Source organism: Rhodoplanes tepidamans, from assembly GCF_030813915.1.
Lineage (GTDB): Bacteria > Pseudomonadota > Alphaproteobacteria > Rhizobiales > Xanthobacteraceae > Rhodoplanes > Rhodoplanes tepidamans.
Window position 1 is genome coordinate 535828 of sequence record NZ_JAUSUJ010000001.1, and the last position, 17090, is coordinate 552917.

Here is a 17090-nt window from a genome sequence, read left to right on the forward strand (position 1 = left end):
GGAGCGCCATCGGAGGTTGCCTTGCCTGATCACCAGCTCCTGGTTCTCGGTTACATTCCGCCCGACCTGCGGGCCGCGCTGACGGAGCGGTTCGCGCTGGTCGAGCTCGACCGCTCGCGGGCGGAGCCGTGGACCGGGTTCGACATCGCCGTCACCACCGGAATCGTCGGCGCCGGTGCGCGCGAGTTCGACGCCTGCCCGGATCTGCGGCTCGTGGTCAGCCAGGGCATCGGGCTGGAGACCATCGATCTCGCCGAGGCGCGGCGGCGCGGCATCGCGGTCGCCCACACGCCGGACGAGATCGCCGAGGACGTCGGCGACGCCGCCATCGCGATGATCTACGCCGTGCTGCGCGGCACGCTGCGCGCCGACGCCTTCGTGCGCCAGGGCCGCTGGGGTGGGGAGCGCATCGCCGCGACGCGCCGCGTCGCCGGCCGGACGGTCGGCGTCGTCGGCCTCGGCCGCATCGGACGCCACGTCGCCGACCGGGCGCAGGCGATCGGCATGCGCGTGCTCTATCACGCGCGCAGCCGCAAGGACGCGCCGTACGAGCACGTGGCGGACGTCGTCACGCTGGCGGCGCGCAGCGACGTGCTCGTTCTCGCCTGCCCGGGCGGCGAGGAGACCCGGCATCTGGTCGACGCGGCCGTGCTCGACGCGCTGGGGCCGGACGGCGTGCTGGTCAACGTCGCGCGTGGCTCCGTCGTCGACGAGCCGGCGCTGCTGGAGGCGCTGGACGCCGGCCGCATCTACGGCGCGGCGCTCGACGTCTTCGCGACCGAGCCGGCGATCGACCCGCGCTTCCTCGCGCTCGACAACGTCGTCCTGTCGCCGCACTCGGCCTCGATCACCCGCGAGACGCGCGCCGCGATCATCGCCCGCGTGATCCACGACATCGACGCCTACCGGACGGGGCGCCCGTTCTTCGACGCGGCTCGGGCGGAGGGATGATACTGGCGCCCTGGTGCTCGACCCGTCATCCTGAGGTGGGCGGGGGGGGCCGGGCCCGCCCGGGGGGGGGGGGGGGGGGCGGGCGCGGCGGGGGGGGGGGCCCCGCCGGGGGGGGGGGCGGCGCCCCCCCCCCCCCCCCCCCGCCCCCCGCCGCGCGGGGGGGGCCCCTTCGCGGGGCGGGGGGGGGGTGTCTGCGGGGGCGCGGGCGCCGCCCCCCCCCCCCCCGCCGGGGGGGGCCCCCCCCCCCCCCCCCCACCTCAGGGTGACGGCGAGAGGCAAGGTCAGCGGCGGTTGTCGTCACCCGTCCTTGCGGGGCTCCTTCTCCCCTCCGGCCCAGCCTTCGCCGCCCGGGGGACGCTGCAGCATCGGGCGCTCGAAGATCTCGCCGAGCGCCGCGTAGAACGGTCCGCCGAGCCGCGCGATCGGCCGCATCGCGACGCCGTCCACCCGCCGCCCGTCGTAGATGTCCGGCGACAGGTGGAAGGCGACCACCTCGCCGATGTAGAGCGTGTTGATGCCGCGCCCGAGCACCACCACCTGGTCGAGCCGGCATTCCATCTGCACGGGCGACAGCGCGATGCGCGGCGGCGCGACCTTGCTGCTCGGCAGCAGCGGGATGCCGAGCGCCTCCACCTCGCTGATCTCGGGCGGGAAGTTCTGCCCGGTGCGATGCATCAGCTCCATGGTCGCCTCGGTCGCGACGTTGACGACGAACTCGCGGCTCTCCGTGATGTTGCGGGCCGTGTCCTTGATCGTCCCGACCGGCGTGCCGGGACGCAGCGCGATGTTCACGGCGAGCATCGGCGGCGTGGTGGCGACGTAGTTGTAGGAGCTGAACGGCGCCGCGTTGACGAGGCCGTTCCGATCCACGCTGGTGATCCAGGCGACCGGCCGGGGCACGACGCAGCCGACGATGAGCCGGTACGCCGCCTCGGTGTCGAGGCTCTGGCTGTCGATGGTGACGAAGTCGTCGGACATGTCGGGTGCTCCGGCCGGCGGCGTTGGCCGGCGTGTGTCGGGTCGGCGTGTGTCGGGTCGGGGTGTCGCGAATCAGGGGGTTCGGGTCAGCGCGTCTTGATGCCGGCCGTGTCGATCAGGCGGGCCATCCGCTCGGCGTCGCGCCTCAGGTAGGCCGCGAAGGCGTCGCCGTCCAGGTAGAACACCTCGCTCCCCTGGCTGACGATCCTGCCGCGCACCGCCGGGTCGGCCATGACGGCGGCGAGCGTGCGGCGGAGCTTGTCGAGCACCGGCCCGGGCGTCTTCGCCGGCGCCGAGAGGCCGTACCAGGTGCCGATGTCGAAGCCGGCGAGGCCGAGCTCGTCCAGGGTCGGCACGTTCGGCAGCAGGTCGGCCCGCTTCGGGATCGTCACCGCCAGCGCCCGCAGGGCGCCGGACTGGATGTGCTGGAGCAGCGGCGGTGCGTTGAGGAAGCCGAGATCCATCTGGCCGGAGACCAGATCCGTGGTCGCCGGCGCGACGCCCGTGTAGGGGACGTGGACCATGCGGGTCCCGGTCGTCTGCATGAACAGCTCCGCGGCGAGATGCGGCTGGCTGCCGATGCCCACCGAGGCGAAGTTCAGCGCGTTCGGGTGCGCCTTGGCCCAGGCGATCAGCTCCGGCACGCTCTTCACCGGCAGCGAGGACCGCACCACCAGCACGTTCGGCACGTTGGCCAGCATGGCGATCGGCGCGAAGTCGGCGAGGCCGTCATACGCCGTCTTGGAGAGGCGCGGCATGATCGCGTGGGCGGTCGCGGTCGAGAGATAGAGCGTGTGGCCGTCCGGCTCCGCATGGGCGACGAAGCTCGCCCCGATGGTCGTGCCGGCCCCCGGCTTGTTGACGACGATGACCTCCTTGCCGAGCCGCTCGGCCATCGCGGCGGCGACCGTCCGGGCGAGCAGATCGGCCGAGCCGCCGGCCGCGTAGGGATTGATCAGCTGGATGGTGGTCCGCGGAAACTCCTGTGCCTGCGCCGTGCCGATCAGGGTCGCGGCGGTGAGCAGCCCGGCGAGCAGCCCGGTCCTCGTCATGGTGTTCTCCCTTGGTCTCGTTGTGGTTGAGAGGGCGTCTGCCCTTCGGGTGGTCGATCTTCGAATCCTGTTCAGGACGGTGTCGGCATCGCTGCCGCGCCCCGGGACGGGCCTCGTGTCCCGGGCGCGGCGTGCCGCGACCCGGGACCCAGGGCGGCCGGCGAGGCGGTCGAGGATGCCTCGCCGTGCCGCCCCTGGGCCCCGGCTCTGCGGCGCATCGGGTCTCCGACCTGCTGCGCCTCGTCCGGGGCACGTGGCCGAGGGACGGGGGCGCCGCTTCGTCGCTCGGCGTGCGCCTCCGCCCATGGCGGACTCACTCGATCCGGATGCCGGCCGTCTCGATCACGGCCTTCCACTTGGCGGTCTCGCCGGCCATGAAGGCGGCGAGGCTCTCCGGCGTGCCGCCGGTCGGCACCGCGCCGAGGTCGCGGATGCGCTGCGCCAGCTCCGGCTCCTTCAGGGCGGCGTCGACCTCGGCATTGATGCGGGCGACGATCGCCCGCGGCGTGCCGGCCGGTGCCAGGAAGGCGAGCCAGCTCCCCATCTCGATGTCGGGAATGCCGGCCTCGGCGTTGTCGGGGACGTTCGGGATCGACGCCGCCCGGCCCCTGCCGGTGACGGCGAGCGCCCGCACGGTTCCCGAGGTGATGAAGCTCATCAGGCCCGGCACCGTGTCGATGGTGAAGTCGAGGTTGCCGGCGAGCAGATCCTGGAGCATCGGCGCACTGCCGCGATACGGCACGTGCGTCCCGGCGATGCCGGTGCTCGACACGAAGACGGTGCCGCCGAGATGACCGGTCGAGCCGACGCCCGCGCTGCCGAAGGTGGCGCCGTGCGGCGCCGCCTTCATCTCGGCGACGAACGCCTTCACGGTCGTCGCCTTCACCTTCGGGCCCACCACCAGCACGCTCGGGAAGTAGGCGATCGAGACCACCGGCGTGAACGCCTTCGCGGTGTCGAACGGCATCTTGCGGTACATGAACTGGTTCATCACCGCGGGGCCGGGGGTCGCCATCAGCAGCGTGTAGCCGTCGGGCTGGGCGCGGGCGACCGCCGCGGCGCCGAGATTGCCGGCGCTGCCGGCCGTGTTCTCGACGACCACCGGCTGGCCGAGCCGGACCTGGAGGCGTGCCGCGACCAGGCGGGCGACCACGTCGGTCGATCCGCCCGCCGCGTAGGGAACCACGATGCGCACCGGCGACTCCGGCCACGCCGCCGCCGCGGCGCCGCCGGGCCATGCCGTGCCGAGGACGCACGCCGCCACGGCGGCGAGAGCCAGGCTGTTCCATCCTGTTCGCATGATCAGCTCCTGTGAGGATCGGCGCCCCGCCGGACCGACGCGTGGCGTCGGCCCGGGCGGCGCACGGCGGACGCGGCCGCGGGGCGCGCGGCCGCCCGGATCACGGCAGCGTGGCGATCCAGGCCGCGAGCGCGTCGACCACCGCCTGCGGCTGCTCGGGAATGAGCGCGTGACTGGCGTTCGGGATCACGGCGACGGTGACGCGGGCCCCGAACTCGTCCTTCATCTCGTTGCGCTTGGCCGCCGGCTTGAACGGGTCCTGCTCGGCCTGCAGGTCGAGCAGCGGCGCCGTGCCGCCCGACCACCACTCGCTCTGCTTGACCGCGGCGGCGGCGGCGCGCTGGGCGTCGCGCACCTGCGGGTGCCAGCCGTCGAGCCAGACGCGCGGGTCGTTGCCGGGGGCGAAGAAGCCGAACCGCAGCGCGGCGAGCCGCTCCTCCTCCGGCAGCGACGGATTGCCCGCCTTGGTCACCGCGACCGAGAGCTCCGGCGCGTACTGCTTGGCGGCCGCCGCGGCGATGACGACACCGCGGACCAGGGCAGGGTGGTCGACGGCGGTCATCCGCGCGACCCAGTTGCCGTAGGCGTGACCGACCACGACGGCACGGCCGCCGCCCAGCGTCTCGATCACGGTCGCGACGTCGCGGGCGAAGTCGTGCAGCGAGACGCCGGTCATCGGCCCCTTGCTGCGGCCGATGCCGCGCGGCTGCGGCCGCAGCACCCGGAAGCCCTTCGCGGCGAGCCCCTCGGCCACGGCGTCGTAATCCTCCGAGTCGCGGGCGAGCGACGGCAGCAGCACCACGGCGGGGCCGTTGCCGTCGACGATCACGTCGATCTCGACGTCGCCGTGGCGGACGATCTCGCGGCGGCGGTCGGCGGCCGTCGCGGCCGTGACCAGCACGGCCAGGGCGACGGTCAGCGTCCCCAAAGTCAGAACCAGGTGCTTCATCGGTCGGGCTCCTCTCCTTGTCGGGCTCGCCTGCATGGCGCGAGCCCTCGTTGACGGTTCGGTCGGTCGATCGCGGACCGGCGGCGAGGGGCCGCCGGTCGGGCGCGGGCCGGGTCAGCCCATCCGGCGCCCCCGTTCCGCGTCGAGCGCTCTCGCGATCTCGGGCAGGCGGGCCTCGGCGGTGCGCGAGCACTGCTCGAAGATGCTGTCGCCGTGACTGTCGATGCCGACGACGAGCGGCCCGAGATCCGCGACCCGCAGCCTGACCAGCCGGTAATGCGAGATGAGGTCGTCCCAGGCGACGGCGACCACGGACACGATCGCGTCGCTCAGCAGGGCGCAGCCGCCGCCCAGGAAGGACAGGTACACGCAGCCGACCTCCTTCATCGCCTCGGTCGACGCCATGGCGAGGCCGCCCTTGCCGCCGACCATCCGCAGCCGATAGTGGCGGATGAGTCCCGGCATCAGGCTGTCGAAGCGGGTGCTGGTGGTCGGGTTCATGTAGAGGACCTCGAAGCGGCCCTCCGTCTCCCGGCTGTAGCTGCCGAGGTGGAAGAGGGTGTCCCCGGTGATGTCGATCGGGAGCGGCCGCCCGGCCTCCATGTATTCGACGATGCGGCGATGGGTCGGCAGGCCCGCCGTGATGGTGATGTCGCCGTTCAGCGTCACCAGGTCGCCGGCCCGCAGGGTCCGGACGCTCGCTTCCGTCAACGGCAGCACGAGAGGCTTGATGTCCGGCATGGCGTGCCCCTATTCGAACGTCTCGATGCGGCCGTCGTCGTAGAGGCGCGCGCCGGCCCGGCGGTTGATCCAGCAGTTGAAGCACACGGCGACCGGGACGAAGCCGTGCGACGCGGCGTAGTCGACATGGACGGCGAGGGCGGTGGTGTCGCCGCCGGTCCCCATCGGGCCGAAGCCGGTCTTGTTGACGGCGTCGAGCAGCCGCGCCTCCATGTCGGCGAGGATCGGCTCCGGATTGATCAGGCCGAACGGCCGCAACGACGCCTGCTTGGCGAGCTTGGCGCAGACGTCGAAGGTGCCGCCGATGCCGACGCCGATCACCACGGGCGGGCAGTGCTGCGATCCCGCCTTGAGGACGCAGTCCATCACGTAGCGCTCGATCACGTCGAGCGTCGGGAAGCTGAAGATCTCGAGCGCCGCCCACCGGCCGGCGCCGAGACCCTTCGGCGAGCAGACGATCTCCAGATAGTCGGCGCCGTCGACGAGATCGAAGCTCACCAGCGGCATGCTCCGGCCCTTGTGGCCGCGCTCCAGCGTCAGTGGATTGGTGACGTGCTTGAGGATGGGCGGCTGGATCGTCGCGACCAGATGGTCGAAGCCGTCGGAGATGGCCTGGCGGATGTTGCCCTGCAACGTGACGGCGGTGCCGATCTTGACGAAGTAGGTCGGAATGCCGGCGTCGGAGCAGAGATGGCGATCGGCCTCCTCGGCCCGGCGGGCGCTGGCGATCATCATCGACAGCACGCTCCGGGCGACCGGGCTGGTCTCCGCCGCATGGGCGCGGACCAGCGCCGCCTTGGTGTCCTCGGGCACCTTCTTCAGGGCGCTGCCGTAGAGCTGCGCGGCGACCGCCTTGACCTGCTCGTAGGTGACTGGCACGGGCACTGTCCTCTTCGGGCACTGTCCTCTTCGCGCCCGGATCCCCGGGCGCGGGGGCCCCGGGCGGAGGCCCGGGGCAGGTGTCTCGCAAGGCGTGTCGACCGGCCGGCGGCCGGCCGCGGTCCGGCGCTCTACGGCCGGCTGGTTCCGATGCCCCGCCCGATGCCGGCCGGCTGGCGCGTGTCCTCGATGCCGAGGAGCAGCACGACCGCGCCGACCACCATCAGGGCGCCGTAATAGTACTGGCCGGCGGTCAGCGTGCCCGTGTGGCTGGTGATCCAGCCGACCAGCCACGGGCTGAAGAAGCTGCCGACGCCGCCGAGCGTCGTGATCAGGGCGATGCCGCCGGCTCGGGCCGGGCCGGTGAGGAACGATGCCGGCAGCGTCCAGAACGGGCCCATGGCGCCGAGCGTGCCGGCGGTCGTCAGCGTCAGCGCGGCGAGCGACAGCGCCGGGCTGCTCGACACGGCGGGCAGCACCACCCAGCCGAGGCCCGCGATCAGGGCGGGACCGGCGGCGTGCCAGCGCCGCTCCAGCGTCTTGTCGGAGTGCCAGGCGACGATCTGCTGCACCGCGACGCCGACGATGAACGGGATCGCCGACAGGAGCCCGACGGTGAGCACGTCCTTGACGCCGGCGTTGCGGATGATGGTCGGCAGCCAGAAGAAGATGCCGCCGGTGCCGGCGAGCAGGCCGAGCGCGAGGCCGACCAGAACGTAGAACTTCGGGGCGCGCAGCGCCGCGCCGAAGGAGTGATGCGACCGCTCCTTCTGGGCCGCGCTCTCCGCCTCGAGATCGGCCAGCACCAGGGCCTTCTCGCGATCGGTCAGCCAGGTCGCGTCGCGCGGCGAGTCCTGGAGATAGAAGAAGGCGACGATGCCGCAGGCGACCGTCGGCAGCCCTTCGACGATGAACAGCCACTGCCATCCGGCCAGGCCGTGCACGCCGGCCATGGAGGTCATGATCCAGCCGGAGAGCGGGCCGCCGATGATGCCGGACACGCCGATCGACGCCATGAACACCGCGGTGAGGCGGGCCCGCCGTTTGGCCGGGGTCCACAGGGTGAGGTAGAACAGCATGCCGGGAAAGAAGCCCGCCTCGCCGGCGCCGAGCAGGAAGCGCAGGACGTAGAGATGCCAGTCCGCCGTGATGGCGGCGGTCGCGGCGGCGCACAGGCCCCAGACCACCATGATGCGCATCAGGGTCTTGCGCACGCCGATCCGCTCGAGGATCAGGTTGCTTGGCACCTCGCACAGGATGTAGCCGAGATAGAAGACGCCCGCGGCGAAGCCGTACACGGCCTCGGAGAAGCCGAGGTCCCGCATGAAGTGCAGCTTGGCGAAGCCGATGTTCGACCGGTCGACGAACGCCAGCAGATAGCAGAACATCAGGAAGGGAAGGATTCGGAGGAAGATCTTCCGATAGGCGACGTCGGCGTCGCTGACGACATGGGGAACGGGACCGGCGGCTGTGACAGCCATGCCTACCTCCTGATGCAAGACGCTGCTGGTTCTCTTTCGGGGGTACGGCTCTCTGTCGGGGGCGGTCGGTCGGGGGCGGTCTCTCGGGGGAACGTCGCACCGCGGAGGCGGTGGACGGGATCGGTGTTATAGGTCACATACGTGACTTTATTAGGACATATTTCTAGCCCAACGGCAGATATGTGTCAACACGTGGTCGATACGGATGGGGCGCCGGAACGGCGGGATGTAGCGTCCCCGGCACGCTCCTCCACGACGGCCCCGGCGGCGCGGTTGCCGGCCGGTCGCGCGGCGTCGAAGAGCGGGCCACCGCCGACGGATTCGACCCGACGGGAGGCCGTCGGCACCCCGGCTCCACGCACACGCCCACGATCGAGAAAAGAGGCTCCCGATGAAACTTCACTGGTCTCCCCGATCTCCGTTCGTCCGCAAGGTGATGCTGTTCGCCCACGAGGCCGGCCTCGTGGACAGGCTGGAGCTGCGGCGGACCGTCGTCGCCATGACGAAGCCGAATCCGGATCTGCTTCCCGACAATCCGCTGAACAAGATCCCGACCCTGATCCTCGACGACGGCGCGCCGCTCTACGATTCGGTCGTGATCTGCGAGTATCTCGACGGCCTGCATGGCGGCCCGAAGCTGTTCCCGGAGGAGCAGAAGGCGTATTTCACGGCGATGCGCCGCTGCGCGCTCGGCGACGGGCTGCTCGATCTTCTGATCCTGTGGCGCAACGAGCGTGAGCGCAAGAACCCCGATCCGGACTATCTGTCCGCCTTCGAGGCGAAGTTCGAGGCGAGCCTCGCCACGCTGGAGAACGAGGCCGACGCGCTGACGGCGGCGCCGTTCGGCATCGGGCACATCGCGATCGGCTGCGCGCTCTCCTACACGGACTTCCGCTTCCCCGACCTGCAGTGGCGTCCGAGCCATCCGAAGACCGCGGCCTGGCTGGCCGACTTTTCGCGACGCCCGTCGGCCGTCGCGACCGAGCCGCGCGACGGCTGACCGGCCGCCGCCCTTCGCGGGCGGTCGATATGCAAAGGACCGGCGGGCTCGCGCCCGCCGGTCCGTCTCCTCGAAGCGTGCGACGTCAGCGCTTCAGGATCGTCACGGCGCAGTTGCCGCCGGCGCCGAGCACGTGCGCGAGCCCGACCTTGGCGCCTTCGACCTGGCGCTTGCCGGACTGGCCGCGGAGCTGGGACACGATCTCCACCACCTGGCCGAGATGCGACGCGCCGACCGGCTCGCCCTTGCTGATCAGGCCGCCGCTCATGTTCACCGGCTTGGCGCCGCCGATCTCGGTCGTGCCCTCGTCGATCAGCCGGCCGGCCTCGCCGAGCCCGCACAGGCCGAGCTCCTCGTAGATCTCGACCTCGCAGAACGCGTCGGTGTCCTGCACCTCGAAGCAGTCGATGTCGTCCGGACCGAGGCCCGCCCGCTCGTAGGCCATGTGTCCGGTCACCTCGGTCGGGCCGGGATTGTTCGCGGTGGCGCTCATGCTGTCGGCCGGGCAGCGGAAGTCGGCCGAGAACCGCGCGATGCTGTGGCAGCAGGCCGCGATGGTGATCGGATTGCCGCCGAGCTTCGCGGCCCGCTCCTTCGAGGCGACGATCACGGCCGCGGCGCCGTCGTTGGGCGCGCAGATCTCCAGCCGGCGGATCGGGTCGCAGACCAGCGGAGAGTTGGCGATCTCCTCCAGGCTGAACTCCTTCCGGTACATGGCGTTCGGATTGTGCACGCTGTTCCGGTGGTTCTTGTAGGCGACCTTGGCGATGTGCAGGTCGGTGGTGCCGAACTCGTGCATGTGGCGGCGCGCCCGCATCGACCAGTAGCTCGGGTTGAGCGACATGCCCATCTCGATCTGCCACGGCGCGTAGATCATCCGCGGGTCCATGAAGCCGCGCGGCATCTTCTCGGTGCCGAGCACCATCACGAGATCGGCCTCGCCGGAGCGGATCGCCAGGATCGCCTGCCGCAGCGCGACGCCGCCGGAGGCGCACGCCGCCTCGACGTCGACGATCGGGATGTCGGTCGAGCCCAGGCGGCGCAGGATGCGCGCCCCGGACGTGGCGGGCAGGTACATGCGGGCCAGATAGGCGGCCTGGATGTCCTTCCAGGCGACCCCGGCGTCGGCGAGGGCGGCTGCCGCCGCGGTGGCACCGATCTCCTCGTAGCTCGTGTCGAAGCGGCCGAACGGATGGATGCCGGCTCCCAGAATCACGACGTCTGACATGATCGATCCCCCTCAGCGCGCCGGTGCGAACGCGAAGGCGACGACGTCCTCGCCCGACGGTCCGGTGTGATGGACCGCGACCTTCAGGGTCAGCGGCATGCCGACGGTCAGGCTGTCGACGTCGCCCTCGATCGGCGACATCACCCGCAGCCCGTCCGGCAGCTCGACGAGGCCGAGGCCGAACGGCCGGAACGGCTCCGGTCCGCGATAGTCTCCCGGCGGCTTGTGGCGCACCACCGTGTAGGTCCACAGCTCGCCGCGGTCGGAGAGCGGGACGACCTCCAGCTCGCTGCCGCCGCAGTTCGGGCAGAGGCTGTTGCGGCCGAGCGTGACCTCGCCGCACTGGCGGCAGCGCGATCCCTGCAGCCGGACCTTGCTGAGATCGTCCAGCGGCTCGGTCAGCAAGCCGTCACGAATTGCGGCCCTGCGCGGGCCCCCGGTGTCGTTCGCCATGTCTGCCATGCTCCCGTGCGAGGGCCGCTCTCCGGCGCGAGACGGGATCGGGTCGCGCCGCCGGCTCCTCCCGATTAATTAGGTCATAAAGCTAGCCTAACGACCGGAGCAGGTCAAGGCACGGCCGTGGAGAGGGGCGCATGCGGGCACGCCGGCACGCCCGCACGCCGCACGCCGGCCGGCGCGGCGGCGATCGGAGGATGCGTCGTGACGCGGGTCCGGCACTATGGGCCACGGCCCGGAGCAGGCGGCGGCCGGCACGGACGAGACGTCAACGGCCGGTCCGGCCCGGCATGTCGTCCAGGGCCGCGCGGACCGCGCCGACGGGATCGGCCATGCACCGGCCGCCGGCCGGGTGGTCGAGCCGCGCCGACACGGCCCGGTGCGGCAGCGCGACGAAGCGTGCGCGCGCCGGGTCGGGCAGGAGGGCGGCGAGCAGAGGGTCGCCGGCGACGAGGTCGGCGTCCGCGGAGGCGAGCCAGCCCGCCGCACGATCCTCGTCGGCGAGGCGGCAGTCGCCGGGCTCCGCCAGACTTTCGTCCCAGGCGAAGAACGAGGCGACCCGGATCGTCGACCCGTCCTGCCGCCGGCGAAGCGCGGCGCGCAGCGCGGTCATGCGGATCTGCTCGCCGATCAGCACGACGGTCCGGTGATCGGCGCCGCCGGCCGGTCCGGTACCGCGCGCCGGCGTGCGCTCCGCCGGCGATCGATCGCCGGACGCCGCGGCCGCGAGCGCCGCCGCGAGCCCGGCCTCGCCGTCCGCGTCGAGCGGCAGGCCGGTCACGAACGGGATGCCCCAGCGGCGCTTCATGAAGCGGGCGAGCGGCAGCGCGGAGGCGGCGACCACCAGGTTGACGGCGGCGCCGGCGGCGCCTTCGATGGCGGCGAGCCCGGACTCCTGTCCCCACACCGAGACGAGCGGCAGGCCGGCGCGGTCGAGCACGCGGCGAAGCGTTTCGAGCGTCGGCGGGCCGATGTCGTCGAGCGGCGAGGCGCCGAGAAGGCTGGCGCCGGCGGGCGGCGCCTCGGGTTCGGCGACGAAGCGCTTCGCCACCGCCAGGAACGCCGCCGAGAGTCCCCTGTCGTAGAGCCCGAAGCCCGTGGTGGCGAAGCCGAGCGCCGGCAGGCCGGTCTCGTGCTCGACCAGGCTGGCGAAGCCGTCGACGTCGAAGCCGACCAGCATCGGCACCGGGCTCGCCACCACGGCGACGAAGCCGTAGTCGCGCTCCCGCGTGGTGCGGAGGATGTTGTCGAGCAGCTTCTGGTCGTTGCCCATGATGGCGTCGAGCTCGCGCAGGCCGGAGCAGAACACGCTCGCCCGGCCGGCGAACCAGCGCGGCTCGTCGTAGCCCGTGTAGCTGCCGGTGCAGCCGGAGGCGTCGTGGATCACGACGAGGCCGCCGAGATCGTGCAGGGCCGAGGCGACGCCCGAATAGTCGGCCGCGAAGGGCGGCAGCCGGGTCAGCAAAAAGCTCATCGCGCCCTCACACCACCAGGCCGTAGGCCCGGACCATGTCCTCCAGCGTGTCGGGCCGCGCCGCCGAGGCCGACGCGGCGAGCGCGTCCAGCACGGTGGCGAGGCCGTGACACCCGTACAGGCCCTCGTCGAAGCTGATCGGCACCGTCACGGGCGCGGCCGTGAGATAGCCGGCCGAGAAGCCGATCGCGATGTCGGCGGTGGGCCGGTCGGGCCGCGACCAGCTGCGCGCCGGATGGATCGGCGAGGAGACGACGAGATCGGGCGCGTGCGCCGCCAGCCACGCGAAGGCCGGCCGCTCGTGGGCGGGGAGCTGATGGGCGACGACCTCGACCACGGCGAAGCCGCGCTCGATCAGGGCGCGGGCGAGGTCGAACGGGCTGCAGGTGGCGGTGCCGTCGATCGCGAGGGTGCGTGCGCCGACGGCCGCATGGGCCCGGGCCGCCGCCCGGTCCGCGGCGTCGCGGCCCGGCGCGGCGTCGAGCGGCACGCCGAGCGCGGCGGCGATCGCGTCCCAGCGGGCCGCGATCGTCTCCGCGCTGAACGCCACCGGCGCCACCACGAAGGGCGTGCCGAGCGTCTTCTCGAGGTGCTCCGCCGCGGCGAGCCCCTCGGGGCGCGTCACCAGGTTCAGGCGCGCCGCCGCCATGGCCTGGAAGTCCGCGAAGGTGGCACAGTCGGCGACGTGGCGGATCGGGCCGAGCCCGGCGCGCGCCAGCATGCCGTGCAGCTCGCTCTCCGGGGCGAGCGGGCGGAACGGCCCGATCAGGCCGATGCTGCCGTCGCGCGCCGGGGCCGGCGCGAGGAGGTCGTACATGTCGCGCTGCACGCGCCGCTGCGGCGGCAGGCCGCTGCCCATGGTGATCGGGTTCATCCGGCCGATGCGGAACGGGATGCCGTGCTCCGCCTCGAAGTCGGCGACCATCGGGGCGTAGTCGGTGCCGAGCAGGTCGTCGATGCACGACACCACGATCATCACCGCCTTCGGCCGCGGCGCGAGGCGCTCCATCAGCAGCGGCACGGTCCTGCGGATCTCGTCCTCGTAGCTGCCGAGGACGATCTCCTCGTCCTCGATGCACAGATAGCCGACGCGGTGCTTGAGGCCCTGCTCGAAGGCCGCGATGGCGCCGTGCCGGCCGCACGCCGCCGGGCAGACGAACAGCACGTACAGCTCCGGCACCAGCAGCGCGGTGCGCAGCACGCCCCAGCCGCCATGGGTCGGCGCGCAGTAGTGCAGGCAGCCGGCGCCCTCGTCGAACAGCTGTCCGGCGTCGGGGCCGATATCGCCGATGCGCACGCGGCCGTGCGCGGCGCCGAGCCTCTCCGCGCCGCTCATGACGCGGCCGCCAGGGGCGGCGTCGCCGGTGCCGCGCCGGCATGCGCGACCTCGGTCGCGGCGTCGGGCACCAGCAGGCGGGAGAGTGCGAGATAGACGCCGGCCTGCGCCGAGTCGGGAAAGCAGGCCACCACGGTGCGGCCCTGGTCCTCGGCCTTCTGCACCAGCTCGCAGCGCGGGATGATGCCGATCACCGCGGTGTTCAGCTCGGCGGCGGCGCGGCGGACGAGGTCGTCCTCGTCCGGGACGTTGCGCGAGTTCTGGATGATGCCGGCGAGCCGCGCATAGCCGCGGGTGGCGAAATTGGCGAGCGCGCTCGCGATGTTGTGGGCGGCGTAGAGCGCCATCATCTCGCCGGACGAGACGATCGCCACCTCGTCGGCGTAGCCCTTGCGCATCGGCATGGCGAAGCCGCCGCAGACGACGTCGCCCAGTACGTCGAACAGCACCACGTCGGGGGCGAGCCGGCCCCAGGCGTCGAGCTCCTCCAGCCGGTCGAACGCCGCGATGATGCCGCGGCCGGCGCAGCCGATGCCGGGCGTCGGCCCGCCCGCCTCGACGCACAGCACGCCGAGGTCGCCTTCGACGACGAGGTCGTCCAGCGTCGAGCCGGTCTTCTTCGCCCGCAGCACCTCCAGCACCGAGGTGATCTGCCGGCCGCCGGTGAGGCCCTTGGTCGAATCGGCCTTCGGGTCGCAGCCGATCTGCACGACCCTGAGGCCGCGCCGGGCGAGCGCGGCCGAGAGATTGGAGACGGTGGTCGACTTGCCGATGCCGCCCTTGCCGTAGATGGCGATCTTCTTCATTCGCGATCCTCGCGACGGCACCGACGCCGCCTCGCCCCGCCGGGGGGCGACAGCGGGGCGAGAACGGCGTCGGGCCGGACGTCAGAACGAGTGCACGAGCCGGGCCGTGAAGTTGCGGCCGGGCTCGAGCAGCGGGTTGTACATCGACTCGGCGTAGCTGCGCGTCGCATAGGTCGAGGCGCTGACATACGAGGTGTCGAAGATGTTCTGCAGGCCGAGATGCAGCTTGGTGTCGCCGAGGTCGCGCGAGATCAGCCGGCCGAGGTCGAACGAGGCGTAGAGGCTCGGCACCGCGTAGGCCCCGGTCGGATACTCCTGCGACGCGTCGATGCGGGTCTTCGCCGCCGCCCAGTCCACCGCCGCCATCACCGAGTAGCCGGCGCCGGGCGGGGCGTACTGCACGGCGACGCGGCCCTTCCACGGCGCGATGTAGGGCAGCGGCGCGTCGGTGTCGGTGTTGGTCGCCCGCAGCTGCGCGACGTTGCCGGAGAGATTGAACGCCGGCGTCACCTGCCAGCGCCACTCCGCCTCGACACCCTGCACGGTGGCGTTGGCGACGTTCTGGGTCTGGGTGAAGGTCGAGCCGTCGTAGGTGACGTAGACGCTCTGCAGGAAGTTCCGGTAGCGGCTTTCGAACGCCGTGGCCTTGAACGTGGCATTGGCGAAGTTCAGCCGGAACCCGCCCTCCCAGGTGACGCCTTCCTCGGGCTTCAGCTCGGGATTGGGGATCGAGGTCGACGAGATCGCGAACAGCTCGGAATTGGTCGGATAGCGGTACGAGGTGCCGACCGTGGCGAGCAGGTCGAGGATCGGCGTCACGTGGATGGTGGCCCCGATGCTCCCGGTGGGGGCCGTCTCGGTGACGTCGCTGTTGGCCCGCAGCGCGGCGACGGCCGCGGGCTTGATGGTGCTCGACAACGGATACAGCTCGGAGGTCGTGTTGAACCAGTCGAAGCGGCCGCCGGCCGACAGCGTGAGCAGGTTCAGCGGCGTCCACTCGTGCAGCATGAAGGCGCCGGCATTGGCCTGGGTGGAGTCGGGGCCGGACTGGGTCTCCGGCGAGTAGGTCACCACGCCGGTGGAGAGGCGCGTCGTCGACGACCACGCCGTGCTGCCCGGCCGCCACTCCTGGAAGCCGTCGACCCCGAACGTGGTCTTCAGCAGGCCCCACGGGCCGGGCTCCCACGGGATCACGCCCTGGGCGCGGCCGCCGATCACCAGCGGCCCCGAGACGTGGCTGACCTGCTGGGTGATGGTGGTCGACGACGTGCTCACGGTGGCGAGCTTGGTGTCGTAATAGTTGGCGTAGAACGACGCCTCGACGTGCTGGACGAGCTGGTCGGTGAAGTCGCCCGCATAGGAGAGCTTCGCCATCTGCACCTGGTTGGGCTGCTGGCGCACGGTCCGGGTGGGCCAGCCGGGGGCGCCGCCGACGCCGCCGGCGCGGCCGTCCTCCTCCCAGTAGGACCGCAGCGCCAGCTCGAAGCGCTGGTTGCGGGTGGGCGACCAGCCGACCCGCAGATTGCCGCCGACGCTCTCGTAGTCGCTGTTCAGCGCCGGGCCCGACGGCGTGTCGTAGTTGCCGCCCTTGCGATAGCTCACGCCGCCGAGCACGTCGAAGCCCTGGCCGGCCGCCTGCGCCCACTCGTAGGTGCTGAAGCCCTTGTCGACCGAGGAGAAGCCGGCCGAGAAGCCGCCATGGGTGATGCGCCACGGTCCGAACGGATCGACCGGCGGACGCCGCGTGATCACGTTGACGAGGCCGGTCATCGCCTCCGAGCCGTAGATCACCGAGGCGGGCCCGCGAATCACCTCGACGCGCTCCAGCTCCTCCGGCGCGAAATAGTTGAGCTGCAGCGTGTTGCGCCCGCGGAAGCGGTCGCCGTCCACATACATGGGCGAGCGCCAGTTGTTGGACGAGAAGCCGCGCAGATAGATCTGGCCGCCGATGCCGCCGGCGCGTGCGATCGACACGCCGGGCACGTCCTGCAGGATGTCGAGCAGGCTGGTCGGGTTGGTGGTCTCGATCTCCTTGCGGTCGATCACCGTGATGCTCTGGGTCGGCTGGTGCAGCGTCTTCGGCGCCGGCATCTTGCCGCCGATCGGCCCGACCGCCGGGGACTGACCCTCGCCCTCCACCTCGACGGTGGGCAGCTGCTGGACCGCGGTCTGGGCGAGCGCGCTGCCGCCCGACAGCCATCCGATCGCCAGCGCCGAGGCCGACAGACCGGCCATCAGGCGGGCGACCGTCGGCGAATGCGGAGCACGGGGGTGCGCCAGGGGTGCGCAAGCGCGAATGGTCATCGTCCAGCCTCTGTTACCGTTGATTGTATTTCTTATGTATTCGATACGAACACGGACGCGGATTCAGCGCCGCGGTAAATAAATGTCAACAATCGATGCTTCCGTTCGGAATGATTATAGAGTCGTTACATTTGAATCGTTCGAAGTCTGGCAGA

Annotated in this window: 15 protein-coding genes; 2 read left to right on the top strand and 13 right to left on the bottom strand. The window is 71.8% G+C overall.

Features of this window, described 5'->3' with window-relative positions:
- Nucleotides 1–21 precede the first annotated feature (21 nt).
- Nucleotides 22–951 carry a 2-hydroxyacid dehydrogenase gene (locus J2S22_RS02440; protein WP_272776160.1) on the top strand — a complete coding sequence of 310 codons (930 nt, stop codon included), beginning with the start codon at nt 22–24 and terminating at the stop codon, nt 949–951.
- 297 nt (nt 952–1248) lie between these two features.
- Here J2S22_RS02440 and J2S22_RS02445 read toward each other — a convergent pair whose 3' ends face one another.
- The 7 genes from J2S22_RS02445 to J2S22_RS02475 form a co-directional block, all read right to left on the bottom strand.
- On the bottom strand, nt 1249–1929 hold the full coding sequence (locus J2S22_RS02445; RefSeq protein ID WP_272780463.1) for a flavin reductase family protein: 681 nt from the start codon (nt 1927–1929) through the stop codon (nt 1249–1251).
- 86 nt (nt 1930–2015) lie between these two features.
- Nucleotides 2016–2981 (bottom strand): Bug family tripartite tricarboxylate transporter substrate binding protein, encoded by a 966-nt coding sequence (locus tag J2S22_RS02450; RefSeq protein ID WP_272780464.1) that lies wholly within the window; start codon nt 2979–2981, stop codon nt 2016–2018.
- Nucleotides 2982–3294: 313 nt separating this feature from the next.
- Nucleotides 3295–4281, bottom strand: coding sequence for a Bug family tripartite tricarboxylate transporter substrate binding protein (locus tag J2S22_RS02455; RefSeq protein ID WP_272780465.1), 987 nt, complete (start codon nt 4279–4281; stop codon nt 3295–3297).
- A 100-nt stretch (nt 4282–4381) separates the two neighbouring features.
- Nucleotides 4382–5230 (bottom strand): alpha/beta fold hydrolase, encoded by an 849-nt coding sequence (locus tag J2S22_RS02460; protein ID WP_272780466.1) that lies wholly within the window; start codon nt 5228–5230, stop codon nt 4382–4384.
- Between the two features lie 114 nt (nt 5231–5344).
- Nucleotides 5345–5971 carry a fumarate hydratase C-terminal domain-containing protein gene (locus tag J2S22_RS02465; RefSeq protein ID WP_272780467.1) on the bottom strand — a complete coding sequence of 209 codons (627 nt, stop codon included), beginning with the start codon at nt 5969–5971 and terminating at the stop codon, nt 5345–5347.
- Nucleotides 5972–5980: 9 nt separating this feature from the next.
- Entirely contained in the window at nt 5981–6850 is an 870-nt protein-coding gene (locus J2S22_RS02470) for a fumarate hydratase (RefSeq protein ID WP_272780468.1), read from the bottom strand.
- A 131-nt stretch (nt 6851–6981) separates the two neighbouring features.
- A complete protein-coding gene (locus tag J2S22_RS02475) occupies nt 6982–8331 on the bottom strand; it encodes an MFS transporter (RefSeq protein ID WP_272780469.1) in 1350 nt (449 codons plus the stop codon).
- A gap of 391 nt (nt 8332–8722) precedes the next feature.
- Here J2S22_RS02475 and J2S22_RS02480 point away from each other — a divergent pair, with 391 nt between their 5' ends.
- Nucleotides 8723–9331 carry a glutathione S-transferase family protein gene (locus J2S22_RS02480; RefSeq protein WP_272780470.1) on the top strand — a complete coding sequence of 203 codons (609 nt, stop codon included), beginning with the start codon at nt 8723–8725 and terminating at the stop codon, nt 9329–9331.
- 85 nt (nt 9332–9416) lie between these two features.
- On the opposite strand, the gene J2S22_RS02485 is transcribed toward J2S22_RS02480, so the two are convergent.
- From J2S22_RS02485 to J2S22_RS02510, 6 genes are all read right to left on the bottom strand, one after another.
- A complete protein-coding gene (locus J2S22_RS02485) occupies nt 9417–10559 on the bottom strand; it encodes a thiolase family protein (protein WP_272780471.1) in 1143 nt (380 codons plus the stop codon).
- Nucleotides 10560–10571: 12 nt separating this feature from the next.
- On the bottom strand, nt 10572–11012 hold the full coding sequence (locus J2S22_RS02490) for a Zn-ribbon domain-containing OB-fold protein (RefSeq protein WP_272780472.1): 441 nt from the start codon (nt 11010–11012) through the stop codon (nt 10572–10574).
- A gap of 271 nt (nt 11013–11283) precedes the next feature.
- Nucleotides 11284–12489 carry a nitrogenase component 1 gene (locus tag J2S22_RS02495; protein WP_272780473.1) on the bottom strand — a complete coding sequence of 402 codons (1206 nt, stop codon included), beginning with the start codon at nt 12487–12489 and terminating at the stop codon, nt 11284–11286.
- A 7-nt stretch (nt 12490–12496) separates the two neighbouring features.
- Nucleotides 12497–13825, bottom strand: a complete 1329-nt coding sequence (locus tag J2S22_RS02500; RefSeq protein WP_272780474.1) for a nitrogenase component 1 — start codon at nt 13823–13825, stop codon at nt 12497–12499.
- The gene (locus J2S22_RS02505) at nt 13822–14631 is read right to left on the bottom strand and encodes a nucleotide-binding protein (protein ID WP_272780475.1); all 810 of its coding nucleotides are present in this window, start codon (nt 14629–14631) and stop codon (nt 13822–13824) included. The genes J2S22_RS02500 and J2S22_RS02505 overlap by 4 nt, the downstream gene beginning before the upstream one ends.
- Nucleotides 14632–14712: 81 nt before the next feature.
- Nucleotides 14713–16866: a TonB-dependent receptor gene (locus J2S22_RS02510; protein ID WP_272780476.1), complete on the bottom strand. Its 2154-nt coding sequence runs from the start codon at nt 16864–16866 to the stop codon at nt 14713–14715.
- Nucleotides 16867–17090 lie beyond the last annotated feature (224 nt).